This is a genomic window from Nocardioides sp. NPDC006303 (assembly GCF_040613175.1).
GTDB lineage: Bacteria > Actinomycetota > Actinomycetes > Propionibacteriales > Nocardioidaceae > Nocardioides.
Genome location: NZ_JBEXRR010000015.1, coordinates 112,773 through 128,113, shown reverse-complemented (window position 1 = coordinate 128,113; position 15,341 = coordinate 112,773). Strand labels below are relative to the sequence as shown.

The following is a 15,341-nucleotide window of genomic DNA, read 5'->3' as shown; positions in this document are numbered from 1 at the left end:
GTGCCACCGGCGAGGAGATCGTCATCCAGGGCGACAAGACCGCCTCGGCCGGTGTCACCAAGAGCGTCACCAAGAAGCGCGTCATGACGCGCCGACTCGGCGATTCAGTTGACGGCTACGTGCACGTGGTCGTAGTGGTTGGCCGTGGGGTCGCCGCGGTCCTCCATCGTGCGCCAGCCCTCGTCGGCTCGGACCGGGGTCCAGATGCGCTGGTACCAGATGATGTCGTAGATGTTCAGCGCCGCGGCGTGCTCCTGGACGAAGGCGGCGATGGCATCGCCGAGCTCCTTGTCGTCGGTCATGAAGTCGAGCGCCTTGCCGTTGATGTGCTCGCCGTGCGGGTCGTAGCCGTACGTGGTGCCGGAAGCGACCGCAGGGAAGGCGTTGCAGACGGCGCGGTAGAGGTCGACCGCGTCGGAGACCAGGCCGTCCTCGACCGAGGAGTCACCGCAGGCGGAGAAGTCCAGTCCAGCCGGAGCGTCCTCGGACGGCGTCGGGGAGGGCGTCGGGGTCGGCGTGGGAGTGGGCTCGGGCGGGGGTTCGGGCTTGGTCCTGCCGAGGTTGCCCTCGGGGATCCACACCGGGTTGCCCTCCAGGACGATCTCCTGGCGGCCACCCTCGTCGCGGCCGGTGTAGTAGACCGCGCGCCCGAGCTTCAGCTCGCCGAGCTCCTTGGCGCGCTTTCCGTAGGAGGCGTAGACGGTGACGTCGTCCTGTACGTAGCGCAGCACCGCCTTCTGGGCACCGCCGCTCACCGACGTCGGCCGCTCGATCAGCGACTCGATCGTGGCGACCTCGCTCAGGGCGTTGGTCGCCGCCTCTCCCCCACGCTCGCCGCTGCGGCTGACCGTCGTCTCCCGGCCGGTGACCTCGCGGCGGTCGTTCGACATCCGGGTGTCCTCCCGGGTCGTCGGCAGCGCCGGGATCTTCGCCGTCGCCTTGGCCTCTGCCTCGATGCGCCGATCGGCCAATGACGGCAGCCGGAGTCCGGACTTCTCCTCCACCTCGGAGATCACGACGCCGGGGTTCGCCGCGGCCGCCCCGGCGGCCATCGCACCGCTGGTCGCGAACGTGACGATCCCTGCGGTCGCCACGGCATTCTTGGTTCTACGGACAGCTCGATAATCGCCTCTGTGGCTGGTGGCCACTGCGCAATCCTTCGCTCGACAATGTGGGGGTATCGCCCGAGAACGCCCTTCGCCACTTCCGCTGAAGCTGGGTCGTGAGCCCGGGCACAGCGCCTGAGTCAAGCACACACCTGCGGGGGTATCCCACGATGGGTCGGAGACTTTTGCGAAGTTGTTGATCTTCCAGCCGACCAAAAACGCAGGTCGGCCCGGGCTTCGAGAGCCCGGGACGACCTGTCGTCGAGACCAGTCGCGTCAGTTGTCGCGTCAGTTCGTGGAGACGTGCACGTGGTCGTAGTGGTTGGCGGTGGCGGACCCGCGGTCCTCCATGTAGCGCCACCCCTCCGAGGCACGCACCGGCGTCCAGATCCGCTGGTACCAGATGATGTCGTAGAGGTTGAGCTCCGCAGCGTGCTGCTGCAGGTAGGCGGCGATCGAGTCGCCGAGTGCCTTGTCGGAGAGCATGAAGTCGAGCGCCTTGCCCGAGGAGTGCTCGCCGTGACCGTCCCAACCACCGACGGTCATGGACTCGACCTCAGGGAAGGCGTTGCAGACCGCGCGGTAGACGGTGACCGCGTCGGAGACCAGACCGCTCTCGACCGAGGGGTCACCGCATGCGGCGGTGCTGACGCCGGCTGCGACACCGGTCTCCTCGGGCTTCTCGTCGACGAGGTGACCGGTGGTCACCCAGGCGACCTCGCCGTCGACGAGGATCTCGTCGCGGCCAGACTCGGTGCGGCCGGTCGCGTAGACCAGCTCGCCGGCCTCGATCTCACCAGACTGGGTGGCGTGCTTGCCGTAGGCGGACCAGAGGTTGAGCGTCTCCTCGGTCCAGCGCTTGACCGCCTTGGCGGTGCCGGTCTCGACCTGCTCGGGTCCCTTGGTCAGCGTCTCGACCGAGGAGACCGACTCGCGGTCGCCTCCGTCACGGCTGACGACGGTCTCGCGACGGTCGCCGGCGACGCGCGCGTCGTCACGGGTGCTCGGCACGTCAGCCTTGGCCGAGGAGACGGATGCGCCTGCGTTCTTGGCGATCAGGGTGGAGGTCGGCTCCGCGAAAGCGGCTCCGGCGCCGACTGCGGCGCCTGTCGCGAGAACCGCGACCCCTGCGCTGACAACTATGGATTTGGTCTTACGGACGGCCCGAGTGTCGCCTCTGTGGCTGCCGGCCACACGCAATCCTTTGCTCGACTACATGGTCTGTGCCCGAGTTTTCCCACGGTTTCAACGGATGAAACCCGTCGAGGGTTGTGCTGGTGGGGGCTCGGCACGGCAATGAGTACAACACACACGACAGGGGGTATTCCAATTCCCTTACCGAGTTTTTGCGTAGTCTTGTACCTGTCGAGCGACTGATTCCGAAGCCCGAAAACGCCCCTCAGGACCCATCCGAACGGGCCCTGGAGCATCAGCCGCCGGAGGTCTCCGACACGTTCTCGGCGAACCCGCAACCGCGCCCGTCGGCGTCGTCGAGCCACCCCTCCGGAAGGACCACCTTGTCCCGCGGCGCACCCTGGCGCCCACGCGGCGCACCCAGCTGTGACGAGGGGAAAGGCTCGTTCCGGTCGAGCTTGGCAAGCATCTCGTCGAGGTCCCGGAGGCTGTTCACCAGGCCGAGGGTCCGGCGCAGCTCACCACCGGCGCCGAAGCCCTTGAGGTACCACGCGATGTGCTTGCGGATCTCCTTGCAGCCGCGCTCTTCGCCCATGTGCTCGCAGAGCAGCTCGGCGTGGCGCCGCATGATGTCGGTCACTTCGCCGAGATTCGGCAGGACGTTGACCGTCTCACCGGCGAAAGCGGCCGCCAGGTCGCGAAAGAGCCAAGGGCGTCCGAGGCAGCCGCGGCCGATGACGACACCGTCGACACCGGTCTCCTCGACCATCCGGATCGCGTCGGCCGCCTCCCAGATGTCACCGTTGCCGAGCACCGGGATGTCGACCGAGGCCTTGAGCTCGGCGATCGCGTCCCAGTCGGCGGTGCCGGAGTACGCCTGGGCGACCGTACGCCCGTGCAGCGCAATCGCGGCGGCGCCGCTCTCCTGGGCGATCCGGCCGGCGTCCATGTAGGTCAGGTGGGCGTCGTCGATGCCCTTGCGGGTCTTCATCGTCACCGGTACGCCGTAGGGCTCTGCCGCGCGTACGGCATGCTCCAGGATCTCGCCGAGCAGACCGCGCTTATAGGGCAGGGCTCCCCCGCCGCCCTTGCGCGTCACCTTGGGCACCGGGCAGCCGAAGTTGAGGTCGACGTGCGCCACCCCGTAGTCGGCGCAGAGGATCTCGGTCGCCTTGCCGACGTAGACCGGGTCGGTGCCGTAGAGCTGCACGCTGCGTACGGTCTCGGCCTCGTCGAAGACGAGCATGTCCTTGGTGTGCTGGTCACCCTCCACCAGACCGCGCGAGGTGATCATCTCGCAGACGTAGAGGCCGGCGCCCTGCTCGGCGCACAGCCGTCGGAAGGCGGCGTTGGTGACGCCGGCCATCGGCGCGAGCACCACAGGGGTGTCGACGGTCAGGCTGCCGAGCTTGAGACCTCCGGAGACGGGCGCAGTAAGGACGGACATGCCCTCCATTGTCCGGCCAGCGGCGTGCCGTACGAAATCAAGCGGTCGGCGTCAAGAAGTCGGCGAGGCGGACGGCGATCCAGAAGGCTTGGGCGCCACGTACGGCGTCGGCTCGCTCTCCCAGGTGATCGGGTCGAACTCCTCGTAGGGCCGGAAGCTCACGCCGACGAGCTTGCCCTGGTCGGGGACGAGCATGACCAGGCAGGCGTTGACGCTGGCGCCGGGCGCGAACGGCTTGGGGAACGTCTTGCCGTCACAGGGCTTGAACGGCTCCTTGAACGCGGCCGCCTCGACCAGGCTGCCCCGGTCGTCGAGACCCCACAGCGGTACGTCATAGCCACCGAGGTCGGTCTTGCCGTCGTTCTTGATGGTGGCGCGCACGAAGTACGGCGCACGCGCCAGCGTCGCCTCGTCGAGCTTCCAACCGGAGAAGGTCTGCTTGTAGGAGGTCGACTCGAGCTTGGTGACGGTGATCGAGAGCTTGCCGTCGACACCCTCCTTGGGCGTCCACTCGACGGTCGCGGTCTCACCCAGCTCGCGGTCGGCACCGGGCTCGGTGAGCGCACCGGCGGAGGGCGATGCCGACGCCGAGGGCGATGCGGAGGCCGAGGCGGATGCGCTCTCGGACGGCTTGGGCGCGTTCGTCCTCGGCGCGGTGCCGCTGCACCCCATCACTGACATGGCCATGACCGCACCCGTGACGGATACGGCGAGTACGGACCCCGCTCGTTGCATGAGGACATCCTGCCGCACGCTTCTCGAGATCGTGCGGCAGGACGCCCCCTGCAAGGTTTACGAGGTGGTAACGGCCCGGCGGTGAAGTACTGCCTCAGGCGCCGATCAGACGCTCGGCGAAGTAGCGGCTCACGCCCTCGAGCGGGATCCGCTCCTGCTTCATGGTGTCGCGCTCGCGGATGGTGACCGCGTTGTCCTCGAGGGTGTCGAAGTCGACGGTGACGCAGTACGGCGTGCCGATCTCGTCCTGGCGGCGGTAGCGCTTGCCGATCGACTGGGAGTCGTCGAAGTCGACGGCCCAGTTGGCGCGCAGCTCGGCCGAGAGCGCCTTCGCCTTCGGCGAGAGCGCCTCGTTGCGGCTGAGCGGGAGCACGGCGATCTTGACCGGGGCGACCCGGTGGTCGAGCCGGAGCACCACTCGCTTGTCGACACCGCCCTTGGCGTTGGGGGCCTCCTCCTCGGCGTACGCGTCGACGAGGAAGGTCATCAGGGCACGGGTCAGACCGGCCGCCGGCTCGATGACGTAGGGCAGGTAGCGCTCGTTGTTGGCCTGGTCGAAGTACTGCAGGTCCTGGCCGGAGTGCTTCATGTGGGTGCCGAGGTCGAAGTCGGTGCGGTTGGCGACGCCCTCGAGCTCGCCCCACTCGCTACCGGGGAAGTTGAAGCGGTACTCGATGTCGACGGTGCGCTTGGAGTAGTGGCTCAGCTTCTCCTGGGCGTGCTCGTAGTGGCGCAGGTTGTCGGGGTTGATGCCGAGGTCGGTGTACCACCGGGTGCGCTCGTCGATCCAGTACTGGTGCCACTCCTCGTCCTCGCCCGGCTTGACGAAGAACTCCATCTCCATCTGCTCGAACTCGCGGGTGCGGAAGATGAAGTTGCCCGGCGTGATCTCGTTGCGGAAGCTCTTGCCGGTCTGGGCGATGCCGAACGGGGGCTTCTGGCGGGTCGAGGTGACGACGTTGGCGAAGTTCACGAAGATGCCCTGCGCGGTCTCGGGACGCAGGTAGTGGAGGCCCGACTCGTCCTCGAGGACACCGAGGTGGGTCTTGAGCATGCCGGAGAACTCACGCGGCTCGGTCCAGGCGCCACGGGTGCCGCAGTTGGGGCAGGCGACGACCTCGTTGATGACGACGGTGTCGGGGTCCTCGATGCCCTTCTTCTCCGCGTACTCCTCCTGGAGGTGGTCGAAGCGGTAGCGCTTGTGGCACGACTGGCACTCGACCAGCGGGTCGTTGAAGGTCTCGACGTGGCCGGAGGCGACCCAGGTCTGGCGCGGCAGGATGATGCTCGAGTCGAGGCCGACGACGTCGTCGCGCTGCTGGACCATCGCCTTCCACCACTGGCGCTTGATGTTCTCCTTGAGCTCGACACCGAGGGGGCCGTAGTCCCAGGCACTCCGGGTGCCGCCGTAGATCTCGCCGCTGGGGAAGACGAATCCGCGCCGCTTGGCGAGGGAGACGACGAGGTCAAGGGTCGATGCTGGCGGCTTTGCCACGATGAATGCTCTCTGCTCGAGGTGAGCCCGGCCGGCTGCCGGGCCTGGTGTTGAGGGGGATGTCTACAGCGACAGGGAAATCCTATCCGTGGTGTCATCTTGTTATGTACGCCGCCCGCGGGGCCAATTCGCTCGGCCGCTTGGGCGGGTCCCGATACCGTCCAGGCATGGAGTCGAACGCGCGTCGTCTGTGGAAGCTGCTCGAGCCGATCCATGCGGTGGGCTACTTCTCACCCGAACCGATCGGCCAGCTCAAGGAGGCCGGCTACCGCGGCTACTGGATGGGCTACTTCGCTGCCCGGTCCGCTCCGCTGGGCGCTGTTCCGGCCGAGGTCGTCCATGCCGTCTTCTACAACTTCGCCTTCTCACACGTCTCCCGGGCACTTCCCGACGCTTGGACGTACGCTCCGCCCGAGGCTGCGGACAAGGCCCGCCGCGCCGGTGCCGTCGCCGCGCTCCGCCGTCACCTCGGCCCGCTCGCCGATTCCGACGACCTGACCCGGGCTGCCTCGCTCGCCTCGCGAGCCGCTCTCGGCGCTCCGCCGGAGGGACGGGCCCTGTACGCCGCGCTGCGCTCGCTCCCCGTCTCCGATGACCCGCTGACCCTCCTGTGGGATTCGGCGACTCTGCTGCGGGAACACCGCGGCGACGGTCACGTCGCGACCCTGCTGGCTGCCGGGATCGGAGGCCGCGAGTCGCACGTCTTCCATGCCCTCGCCAACGGCACCTCCCCGTCGGTCTACGCCACCTCCCGCAACATCCACGAGACCGAGTGGGACTCCCTCGTCTCCGGGCTGCAGTCCCGCGGGCTCGTCACCGACGACGGCCAGTCCCTCACCGACGCCGGCCGGGAGACCAAGGCCGGGATCGAGTCGACGACCGATGCGCTTGCTGCCACGGCGTACGCGACCCTGGAGCCTGCCGAGATCGACGAGCTCATCGCGCTGCTGCGGCCGCTGGCCAAGGCTGTGGTCGCCTCCGGCGAGATCCCCGGCCAGTCACCGATGGGGCTGAACCTCGACGACATCTAACCCGTTGCCGGTCAGAATTCGGGGGGTCATGCTGGGACCCATGGAGATGCCAGACCTCGACCCCCGGCTCGCACCGATCCTCGAGCTGGCCGCGGTCGCGGCGGCACGACCGGGTGTCGAGGTCGACGAGGAGACCCTGCGCGAGATCTTCGAGGAGGCCGCGATGCTGCTCGACCTCGGAAACGTCCTCGACGAGCTCGACGACCACGACTCCGGCAGCGTCGTCGCCGGCCTGTGCACTGATCTGCTCGCCGCGGACCCTGCCGACAGCGTCCGCGCCCACGCCGAGCTCGCCCTGGCCGACGTATCGCTGCACGACCCCGAGGCCGCCGCGGTCGCCTACCGGATGGCTGCCCACGCCCTTCGCCTCTGACTGCACACGGTCGTCACCAACTCAGATCGTGGAGCGTGCTGATGCGGCGCGCGGCGGCCTCGGGGTGGGCGTCGTCGCGATCGAGGAGCACGGCGTCGAGGCCGGCCTCGAGCGGACCGAGTACGTCGTGGGCCAGGCTGTTGCCGACCATCAGCGCCTCCCCTGGCGCGATGCCGGCACGCTCGCAGGTGAGCAGGTAGGAACGTGGGTCAGGCTTGCTCGCCGGCAGGGTCGAGGTCGAGACGAGCAGGTCGACCTCCGCGGCGAGGCCGGTCAGGTCGAGCTTGAGGCGCTGGTGGTCATCGTCTCCGTTGGTGAGGACGACCGTTCTGAGACCGGCGTCGCGCACCCGGCGCAGCGTCGGGACGGCGTCGTCGAAGGCGACCCACTGCGCTTCGTACCTCGTCAGATACCCGGCGAACAGCGCGTCCGCATCCACATCGGTGACCTCGACCCCGAGGAACTCCCTCGCCCGCTCCCGTCGCTGCTCCTGAAAGCCGAGCTCCCGGCTCTGGTACCGGCGATAGTGCCTGTCCGAGACCGCTTCCCACCGGTGCGCGACGTCGACCCCGCTGATCCCGTGCTCGGCCGCCCAACCGACGACCGCTCTCCGCGCCGCTCCCGCCTGGTCTACCAACGTGTCGTCCAGGTCGAAGATGATCGCGCACAGTGCAGCCACGTCACCCGGCCGTTCTGCGCGTCGCGTAGAGGGCAAGTGCCTCGGCGAAGTCGTGCTCGGTGAAGTCGGGCCAGAGCTTGTCGCTGACGATGATCTCGGCGTTCGAGGTCTGCCAGGGGAAGAAGCCGGAGAGGCGCTGCTCGCCGCTGGTGCGGATGACGAGGTCGATCTCCTTGACCGGGCCGCCGGGCAGCGCTGCCGTGATGGCCCGCTCGTCGATCTCCGTGACGCCCGCGGCGATCGCGCGACGGATGCCTTCGACGATGTCGCCGTGCGGGTCGTAGCCGATCGCCATCGTCAGGTGGGCCGGGCGGTCGGCGGTCTCCCGCTCGGCCGCGCGCAACGCCTCGGCGGCGTCGTCAGGCAGCAGGGAGAGGTCGCCGGAGACGTGGAGGGCCCAGCGGTCGCTGCGTACGACCGTCTGCGGGAGCTTGTCGGCGAGGATTCCGAACAGGTGGCCGACCTGCGACTTCGGGCGCTTCCGGATGTTGTCGGCAGAGAGGACGTAGGAGGTGAGGTGGTCGATCCGCCACCGGGTGCACCAGCTCAGCAGGTCCTCGACATGGTCGGCGCCGACGTCGTGCCCGGCGCCCGGGTTCGCGAAACCTGCCTTCTTCGCCCAGCGGCGGTTGCCGTCCATCACCACGCCGACATGGGTTGGGAGCATCAGCGGCTCGGGTCGTTGAGGGAGAGGATCTGGCCGCGCTCGGCGTCGGTCAGGTCGGAGGCGGCGAGGACCTTCTGGATGACGTCGGACTTGCGGGCGATGTAGGTGTCGATGTCCAGGTCCGGTTCGGCGGCCAGGGCGAGCTTCACCGCTGCGTACTCGTCGCGAAGGTCGTCACGGCGGCGCAGGACATCGCGGACGGCGAGATGGTTGCGTACGTTGAGTGTCCCCGCGGCACAGACGTAGACGTGGCGCCTCGGATCCTCGTCGGGGGCGAAGAACGCCTCGCGGCCGGCGACGCCGAGATCGCCCCGGTGGACATAGCCGATGCGTACGAGCGCCGCGACCGCAGCGGGGACGTCCGCAGACGCGACGATCACGTCGATGTCGAGGATGGGCTTCGCGGCGAGGCCCGGCACCGAGGTCGAACCGACGTGCTCGACGGCAGCCGTCGGACCGTCAGCCAGTGCGCCGCTCAGCGCCGCCGCCACCTTCTCGAACCGGTCCTGCCAGGACGGGTCGTACGCCACTACCTCGATGCTCACAGGAACCAGAGTCTCTCAGGTCGGCTCAGGCTTCGGCGGCAACCGGCCGAGGCCGGAGGCGCCGGCCGGTGATCAACCCGGCGACGGCGTCGGAGAGCGCGAGGACGAGCGCCGCGGGAGCCGCGGCGAGGACCAGCACTGCGGCGGTGACCGCCGGGCTCCCGGACAGGTCGAAGAGGAGCCAGGCCAGCCAGGTGGTTCCTGCGGTGAGGAACACCAGCACCGCGGAGCCGGCGAGGAAGCCCTTGAGGCCACCCACGACCCGCGCCGCGAGCGCCGCGGGCGCGGCGATGGCCACACAGAGCGCCCCGACGGCAGCGCCGACAAGGACGAGCACCGGCCCCGCGAGCGGTCCGCCCATCCCCTGGTCGCCGGTCACGGAGGCGACCAGGAGACCGACATAGACCAACCCGGCGAGGACCGGGTAGGCGAGCCCGACGAGCACCATGGTGACGACGAATGAGGCAGTTCGAACGGCGACCACGGGCAGACTCATGCGCTCATGATGCCTGGCACCGCCGCGCGCTGCCTTGGATGTTGGCCGTTCGTTGACGAACCGTCGTCAGACGCGCCCGCGGACCATCCCGATGAGGCGGTCCAGGACCTCCTCGGGGGCGACTTGGACGCCGTTGTGGAGGTGGGCGTTCGTGATCCACGGACGCAGCGTCGGGACCAGTTCGGCGGTGGCGAGGGAATGCTCTCGCAGGACGTACGGGTCGTCGTAGTAGACCGCTGCGGCGCAGGGGACCTCGACGGCGGCGAGCGCGCTCGGGTCGTAGAGGCTCGGCCACTCGCGCTCGGCCAGCAGGTCCGCCGTCTCCGCGAAGGGAGCCAGCAGCGGGTCCTCGGTCAGGTGCCACGGAAAGAGGTGCTCGGCGGTGAAGAGAGTCGGATCCTCGTACGCCGCGGGCTGGACGCGGGCGGAGGCCCAACGGGTCGACTGGCCATCTGCGTAGCAGGCCTCGTGGACGAGTACGTAGAGCGGCGAGTGGCCGCTGAAGGGCAGCAGCGACGCGACCTCGTGCCCGAACCCGAGGCCCGCCGGATCGCGCTCGAGGAGGTAGTGGATCCGCTCGGAGCCACCCGTCATCCCGAGCAGGCTGCCGATGGAACGCGCCTGGCGGGCCGAGAGCGGGCCGCCGTGCGGGAGCCGGATCTCACCGGCGTCGCAGCGCTCGACCAGCGCCCGCATCCGGTCGCGGTCCCCGGGGAACCTGGCGTAGTGGCGCTCGGTGAGCTCGATGGTGCGGGCGAAGGTCGCGGCGTAGATCTCGTCGACGGGCAGCCCGACCGGCGGCACTCCCCCGGTGAACATCACCTCACGCAGCGACTCGGGATGGGCCGAGAGGTAGCGCAGCGAGCAGAAGCCGCCGAAGGACTGGCCCAGGAGCGACCATCGCTCGATCCCGAGGTGGGCGCGGAGGAGCTCGGCGTCCTCGACGATCGAGTCGGCGCGGAAGTGGGTCAGGTAGTCGGCCTGCTCCTGCGGGCTCATCCCGGTCATCGCGGTGAGCGGCGTCGACCGTCCGGTCCCCCGCTGGTCGAGGAGGATCAGCCGATAGTCCTCCAGCGCTCGCTCGAGCCATCCCGGCGCCATCGGGAGGTCGATCGGGCGTGGGCTCTCCCCGCCGGGGCCGCCCTGAAGGAAGAGCAGCGCGTCGCGGTCGTCGCGATCGCCCGGACGACGCACCTCGCGGGCGAAGACGGTCAGCGTCTCCGGCCCGCCGCCGCGATGGTCGAGCGGCACCTCGATCTCGTGCTCGATCAGGACCAGTCCGGGGATCGTCTCGGTGTGCACCAGCCGATCCTATGCCGGTCAGATGGACGGCGGCGTTGCGGTACGGCCCGCCAGAACCTAACCTGAACACCGTTCAACTGAACGTTGTTCAGGTAGCCATCCCGAGGAGACTCCCGCATGACGACAGCCTTCGACCAGCTAGCCGACCGGATCCTGTCCGGCGGGGCCGCCACCGCGGAGGACGCGGTGGCCGTGCTGCGTACGCCCGACGCGGAGCTGATGGGCGTCGTCGCCGCGGCGGGGCGACTGCGGCGCGAGCACTTCGGCAACACCGTGAAGGTGAACTACCTGGTCAACCTCAAGTCCGGCCTGTGCCCGGAGAACTGCAACTACTGCAGCCAGGCGCTCGGCTCGCAGGCGCCGGTCCTGAAGTACTCCTGGCTCTCCAAGGACGAGACCCTCGAGCAGGCCGGCGCCGGGCTGCGTGGTGGCGCCACCCGCGTCTGCATGGTCTCCTCGGGCCGCGGACCCTCCGAGCGCGACATCGACAAGGTCGTCGAGATGACCTCCGCACTGAAGGACGCGCACGAGGGCGTCGAGGTCTGCGCCTGTCTCGGGCTGCTCAAGGGCGGCCAGGCCGAGCGGCTCAAGGCGGCCGGGGTGGATGCGTACAACCACAACATCAACACCGCCGAGTCCAACCACGACAACATCGTCCAGACCCACACCTACGAGGACCGCGTCGACACCATCGGCAAGGCCAAGGACGCCGGCCTCTCGCCGTGCTCGGGCCTCATCGCGGGCCTGGGCGAGACCGACGAGCAGCTCGTCGAGGCCCTCTTCGCGCTCAAGGAGCTCGACGCCGACTCGATCCCGGTGAACTTCCTGATGCCGTTCGACGGGACGCCGTACGAGAACACCTGGGAGCTCTCCCCCACCCGCTGCGTGAAGATCCTGGCGATGGCCCGCTTCGTCTGCCCGGACAAGGAGATCCGGATCGCGGGCGGGCGGGAGATGCACCTGCGCTCGCTGCAGGCCACGGCGCTGCAGGTCGCCAACTCGATCTTCCTCGGCGACTACCTGACCTCCGAGGGTCAGGACGCGCTGGCCGACCTGGAGATGCTGCGCGACAACGGCTTCGTCATCCTCGGTATGGACGAGAGCGCGTTCGACGAGCTCATCGAGGAGCACCGCACCAAGGCCGCCGGTCGCGTCGCGAGCGGTGGCTGTGGCAGCAGCTGCGGCGACGGCTGCGGCGACGCCTGTGGCGGCCACGACGAGCAGGACGGCCCGGTGATCCGGCGCCGCGGAGCGGGAACCGATGTCGCTGCCAACGCTTGACAGGGGCCACGATCTGCTCGCCTTCGACCGCGAGCACATCTGGCACCCCTACACCTCGATGACCGACCCGGCGCCGGTGCGGCTCGTCACCGGCGCCGAGGGCGTACGCCTCCACCTCGACGACGGCGGTGAGCGCCTCGAGGTCGTAGACGCGATGTCGTCGTGGTGGTCTGCGGTCCACGGCTACCGGGTGCCCGAGCTGGACGCCGCGCTCGCCGAGCAGGCCGGCCGGATGGCGCACGTGATGTTCGGCGGCCTGACCCACGCACCGGCGATCGACCTCGCCGAGCGGCTCGTCTCGATCACCCCGGACCCGCTGCAGCACGTCTTCCTCGCCGACTCCGGCTCGGTGAGCGTCGAGGTGGCGATCAAGATGGCGCTGCAGAGCCAGCGCGGCCGTGGGCGGCCGGAGCGTACGCGGCTGCTGACCGTGCGCGGCGGCTACCACGGCGACACCTTCGGGTGCATGAGCACGTGCGACCCGGTCGGAGGGATGCACTCGATGTTCACCGAGATGCTCGCGCCGCAGGTCTTCGCCGAGCGCCCGCCGGCGCCGGGCGGCGACGTGGAGGCGTGGGCCGAGGGCGTACGCCTGGTCGCCGAGGCCCACGCTCACGAGCTGGCCGGGATCATCGTCGAGCCGCGGCTCCAGGGCGCGGGCGGGATGTGGGTCTACGACGACCAGTGCCTGGTCGTGCTCCGCGAGATCGCCGACGAGCACGGACTGGTGCTGATCTTCGACGAGATCGCCACCGGCCTCGGCCGCACCGGCGACCTCTTCGTGTCCTCGCTGGTCACCCCCGACATCCTCTGTCTCGGCAAGGCGCTCACCGGCGGCTACATGACCCTGGCCGCCGTGCTGACCACCACCGAGGTCGCGCACGCGATCTCCCGGAGCGAGTCGGGCGTGCTCATGCACGGGCCGACCTTCATGGGCAACCCGCTCGCCTGCGCGGTGGCGCTGGCCTCGCTCGACCTGCTGGCCGCGCGCGGCTGGGAGCAGGACGTACGCCGGGTCTCCGCAGCGCTCTCGACGGGCCTCTCCCCTCTGACCGCCGCGCCCGGCGTCAGCCAGGTCCGCGTCCTCGGCGCCGTCGGCGTGGTCCAGCTCGACCATCCGGTCGATGTCGCCAAGGCCACCGACGCCGCGCTGCGCGAGGGCGTCTGGATCCGGCCGTTCCGCGACCTGATCTACACGATGCCTCCCTACATCACCAGCGAGGACGATCTCGCCCGCATCTGCCGGGCCGTCGCCGCGGCCGCGGAGGTGGCCTGACATGGGTTGGCAGAACTGGCTGGAGGAAGCAGCTACCGCAAGAGAGGCGGCCGGGCTGACCCGGCGACTGCGGCCGCGTGGGCCCGATGACGGCGTCGTCGACCTGGCCGGCAACGACTATCTGGGCCTGTCCGGCCACCCGGACGTACGCCGTGCCGCGGCCGAGGCGGCGATGCTCTGGGGCGGCGGCGCGGGTGCGTCTCGGCTGGTCACGGGCACCTTGACCCTGCACGGCGACCTGGAGGCCGAGCTCGCCGACTGGCTCGGTCAGCCGGGCGCGCTGACGTTCTCGACCGGCTACCACGCCAACCTCTCGGTCGTCGGCGCGCTGGCCGACCGGACCGCCCACGTCGTCTCGGACGCGCACATCCACGCCTCCCTGATCGACGCGGTACGGCTCTCCCGGGCCCAGCTGACGGTCGTGCCCCACAACGACGTGGCGGCGGTCCGGGCGGCGCTCGCCGCGCGTCCCGGCGTACGCAGCCTCGTGCTGGCCGAGTCCGTCTACTCCGTCCTCGGCGACGAGGCGCCGCTGACGGAGCTGGCCGAGGCCTGCGCGGAGCACGGCGCGCTGCTCGTCGTCGACGAGGCCCACGGCGTCGGTGTGCACGGGCCGGGGCTCGTCCACAGCCACGGGCTTGCTGGGCGGCCCGACGTGCTCGTCACCGCGACGCTCTCCAAGAGCCTGGGCAGCCAGGGCGGAGCCGTCCTGGGGCCGCGAGCGGTCCTCGACCACCTGGTCAACACCGCCCGCCCGTTCATCTTCGACACCGGACTGGCCCCCGCCTCCGCCGCCGCGGCCCTGGCCGCTGCGCGGGTGGCGCGCGCTCGCCCGGAGCTCGCCGGCACCATCCGCACTCGCGTCACCGAACTGGCCCGGACCCTCGGGATCCCCGCCCCCGCCGGCGCGGTGCTGTCGGTGCCGATGCCGTCCCCCGAGGCTGCGGTCTCCGCGCAGGCGACCCTGCTCAGCGAGGGCGTACGCGTCGGCTGCTTCCGCCCGCCATCGGTCCCCGACGGCGTATCCCGGCTGCGGATCACCGCCGGCGCGGGCGTCACCGACGAGGAGTGGGAGCGGGCGGCCAAGGCCATCGACACGATCGTGGGTGAGGTCAGATGAGCGGGACGAGCGGGCGGGTGGTGATCGTCACCGGCACCAACACCGGCGTCGGCAAGACCGTCGCGACGGCGACGCTGGCCGCCCGGGCGCGTACGAACGGCGAGAAGGTCGCAGTCGTGAAGCCGGTGCAGACCGGGACCGCCGATGGCGACTGCGACGCCGCCGAGATCCGCCGACTGACCGGGATCGAGGTCCACGAGCTCACCACTCTGGCGGAGCCGCTCGCACCCGACACCGCCGCCCGGCGGGCCGGGGTGGAGATCCCATCGGTCGCTGCGTACGCTCCGACGATCTCGACCCTGACCAGCGAGAACGACCTCGTGCTCGTCGAAGGCGCAGGTGGTCTGCTGGTGCGTCTGGACACCGATGGCGGCACGCTCCTGGACCTGGCCGACGCCCTGCTCGCCGGGGGCGTACCCACCTCGTTCGTCGTCGTCACCGCGGCCGGCCTGGGCACCCTCAACCACACCGAGCTGACCGTGGCCGCGCTGCGCGCTCGTGGGCACGAGCCCGACGGACTGATCATCGGCTCCTGGCCGGGCGATCCAGGGCTCGCTGAGCGGTGCAACCGCATCGACCTCCCCCGCGTGACCGGCGTACCCCTGCTGTTCGGCATCCCGGAAGGAATTGACAACCATTCTCAACTAGCCTGAG

16 protein-coding genes are annotated in these 15,341 nt (G+C 69.9%); 6 read left to right on the top strand and 10 right to left on the bottom strand.

Translation table 11 applies throughout. The features are described from left to right. Window positions 1-104: 104 nt before the first annotated feature. The 5 genes from ABZY89_RS14085 to ABZY89_RS14065 all read right to left on the bottom strand — a co-directional run bounded on the left by ABZY89_RS14085 (window position 105) and on the right by ABZY89_RS14065 (window position 5,917). Window positions 105-1,094 (bottom strand): mucin-2 protein, encoded by a 990-nt coding sequence (locus tag ABZY89_RS14085; RefSeq protein ID WP_355228048.1) that lies wholly within the window; start codon window positions 1,092-1,094, stop codon window positions 105-107. Between the two features lie 300 nt (window positions 1,095-1,394). Continuing rightward, window positions 1,395-2,300: a mucin-2 protein gene (locus ABZY89_RS14080; RefSeq protein ID WP_355228046.1), complete on the bottom strand. Its 906-nt coding sequence runs from the start codon at window positions 2,298-2,300 to the stop codon at window positions 1,395-1,397. Window positions 2,301-2,535: 235 nt separating this feature from the next. Continuing rightward, window positions 2,536-3,696 (bottom strand): tRNA dihydrouridine synthase DusB, encoded by a 1,161-nt coding sequence (gene dusB / locus ABZY89_RS14075; protein WP_355228044.1) that lies wholly within the window; start codon window positions 3,694-3,696, stop codon window positions 2,536-2,538. A gap of 42 nt (window positions 3,697-3,738) precedes the next feature. After that, window positions 3,739-4,422 carry a hypothetical protein gene (locus tag ABZY89_RS14070; RefSeq protein WP_355228042.1) on the bottom strand — a complete coding sequence of 228 codons (684 nt, stop codon included), beginning with the start codon at window positions 4,420-4,422 and terminating at the stop codon, window positions 3,739-3,741. Between the two features lie 94 nt (window positions 4,423-4,516). Next, window positions 4,517-5,917 carry a glycine--tRNA ligase gene (locus ABZY89_RS14065; protein ID WP_091048619.1) on the bottom strand — a complete coding sequence of 467 codons (1,401 nt, stop codon included), beginning with the start codon at window positions 5,915-5,917 and terminating at the stop codon, window positions 4,517-4,519. Between the two features lie 167 nt (window positions 5,918-6,084). Between ABZY89_RS14065 and ABZY89_RS14060 the strand changes: the two genes are divergently transcribed. Both ABZY89_RS14060 and ABZY89_RS14055 read left to right on the top strand, forming a co-directional pair. Next, window positions 6,085-6,948 carry a hypothetical protein gene (locus tag ABZY89_RS14060; RefSeq protein ID WP_355228040.1) on the top strand — a complete coding sequence of 288 codons (864 nt, stop codon included), beginning with the start codon at window positions 6,085-6,087 and terminating at the stop codon, window positions 6,946-6,948. Between the two features lie 40 nt (window positions 6,949-6,988). Beyond that, a complete protein-coding gene (locus ABZY89_RS14055; RefSeq protein ID WP_355228039.1) occupies window positions 6,989-7,321 on the top strand; it encodes a hypothetical protein in 333 nt (110 codons plus the stop codon). A gap of 13 nt (window positions 7,322-7,334) precedes the next feature. On the opposite strand, the gene ABZY89_RS14050 is transcribed toward ABZY89_RS14055, so the two are convergent. The 5 genes from ABZY89_RS14050 to ABZY89_RS14030 all read right to left on the bottom strand — a co-directional run bounded on the left by ABZY89_RS14050 (window position 7,335) and on the right by ABZY89_RS14030 (window position 11,010). Then, a complete protein-coding gene (locus ABZY89_RS14050; RefSeq protein ID WP_355228037.1) occupies window positions 7,335-8,000 on the bottom strand; it encodes an HAD family hydrolase in 666 nt (221 codons plus the stop codon). Window position 8,001: 1 nt separating this feature from the next. Then, on the bottom strand, window positions 8,002-8,667 hold the full coding sequence (uppS, locus tag ABZY89_RS14045) for a polyprenyl diphosphate synthase (protein ID WP_355228036.1): 666 nt from the start codon (window positions 8,665-8,667) through the stop codon (window positions 8,002-8,004). Beyond that, complete coding sequence (locus ABZY89_RS14040; RefSeq protein ID WP_355228035.1) at window positions 8,667-9,212, bottom strand: GrpB family protein; 546 nt, start codon at window positions 9,210-9,212, stop codon at window positions 8,667-8,669. The genes uppS and ABZY89_RS14040 overlap by 1 nt, the downstream gene beginning before the upstream one ends. 25 nt (window positions 9,213-9,237) lie before the next feature. Then, a complete protein-coding gene (locus tag ABZY89_RS14035) occupies window positions 9,238-9,708 on the bottom strand; it encodes a hypothetical protein (protein WP_355228033.1) in 471 nt (156 codons plus the stop codon). 66 nt (window positions 9,709-9,774) lie between these two features. Continuing rightward, on the bottom strand, window positions 9,775-11,010 hold the full coding sequence (locus ABZY89_RS14030; protein ID WP_355228031.1) for an alpha/beta fold hydrolase: 1,236 nt from the start codon (window positions 11,008-11,010) through the stop codon (window positions 9,775-9,777). Between the two features lie 117 nt (window positions 11,011-11,127). Between ABZY89_RS14030 and bioB the strand changes: the two genes are divergently transcribed. The 4 genes from bioB to bioD are packed head-to-tail and all read left to right on the top strand — an operon-like array spanning window position 11,128 to window position 15,340. Further along, window positions 11,128-12,291, top strand: coding sequence for a biotin synthase BioB (gene bioB, locus ABZY89_RS14025; RefSeq protein ID WP_355228029.1), 1,164 nt, complete (start codon window positions 11,128-11,130; stop codon window positions 12,289-12,291). Beyond that, the gene (gene bioA / locus ABZY89_RS14020) at window positions 12,272-13,567 is read left to right on the top strand and encodes an adenosylmethionine--8-amino-7-oxononanoate transaminase (RefSeq protein WP_355228027.1); all 1,296 of its coding nucleotides are present in this window, start codon (window positions 12,272-12,274) and stop codon (window positions 13,565-13,567) included. Before bioB ends, bioA begins: the two co-directional genes overlap by 20 nt. Before the next feature lies 1 nt (window position 13,568). Next, window positions 13,569-14,687 carry an 8-amino-7-oxononanoate synthase gene (locus ABZY89_RS14015; protein ID WP_355228025.1) on the top strand — a complete coding sequence of 373 codons (1,119 nt, stop codon included), beginning with the start codon at window positions 13,569-13,571 and terminating at the stop codon, window positions 14,685-14,687. Continuing rightward, entirely contained in the window at window positions 14,684-15,340 is a 657-nt protein-coding gene (bioD, locus tag ABZY89_RS14010; RefSeq protein WP_355228023.1) for a dethiobiotin synthase, read from the top strand. Before ABZY89_RS14015 ends, bioD begins: the two co-directional genes overlap by 4 nt. The last annotated feature ends 1 nt before the right edge of the window (window position 15,341 follow it).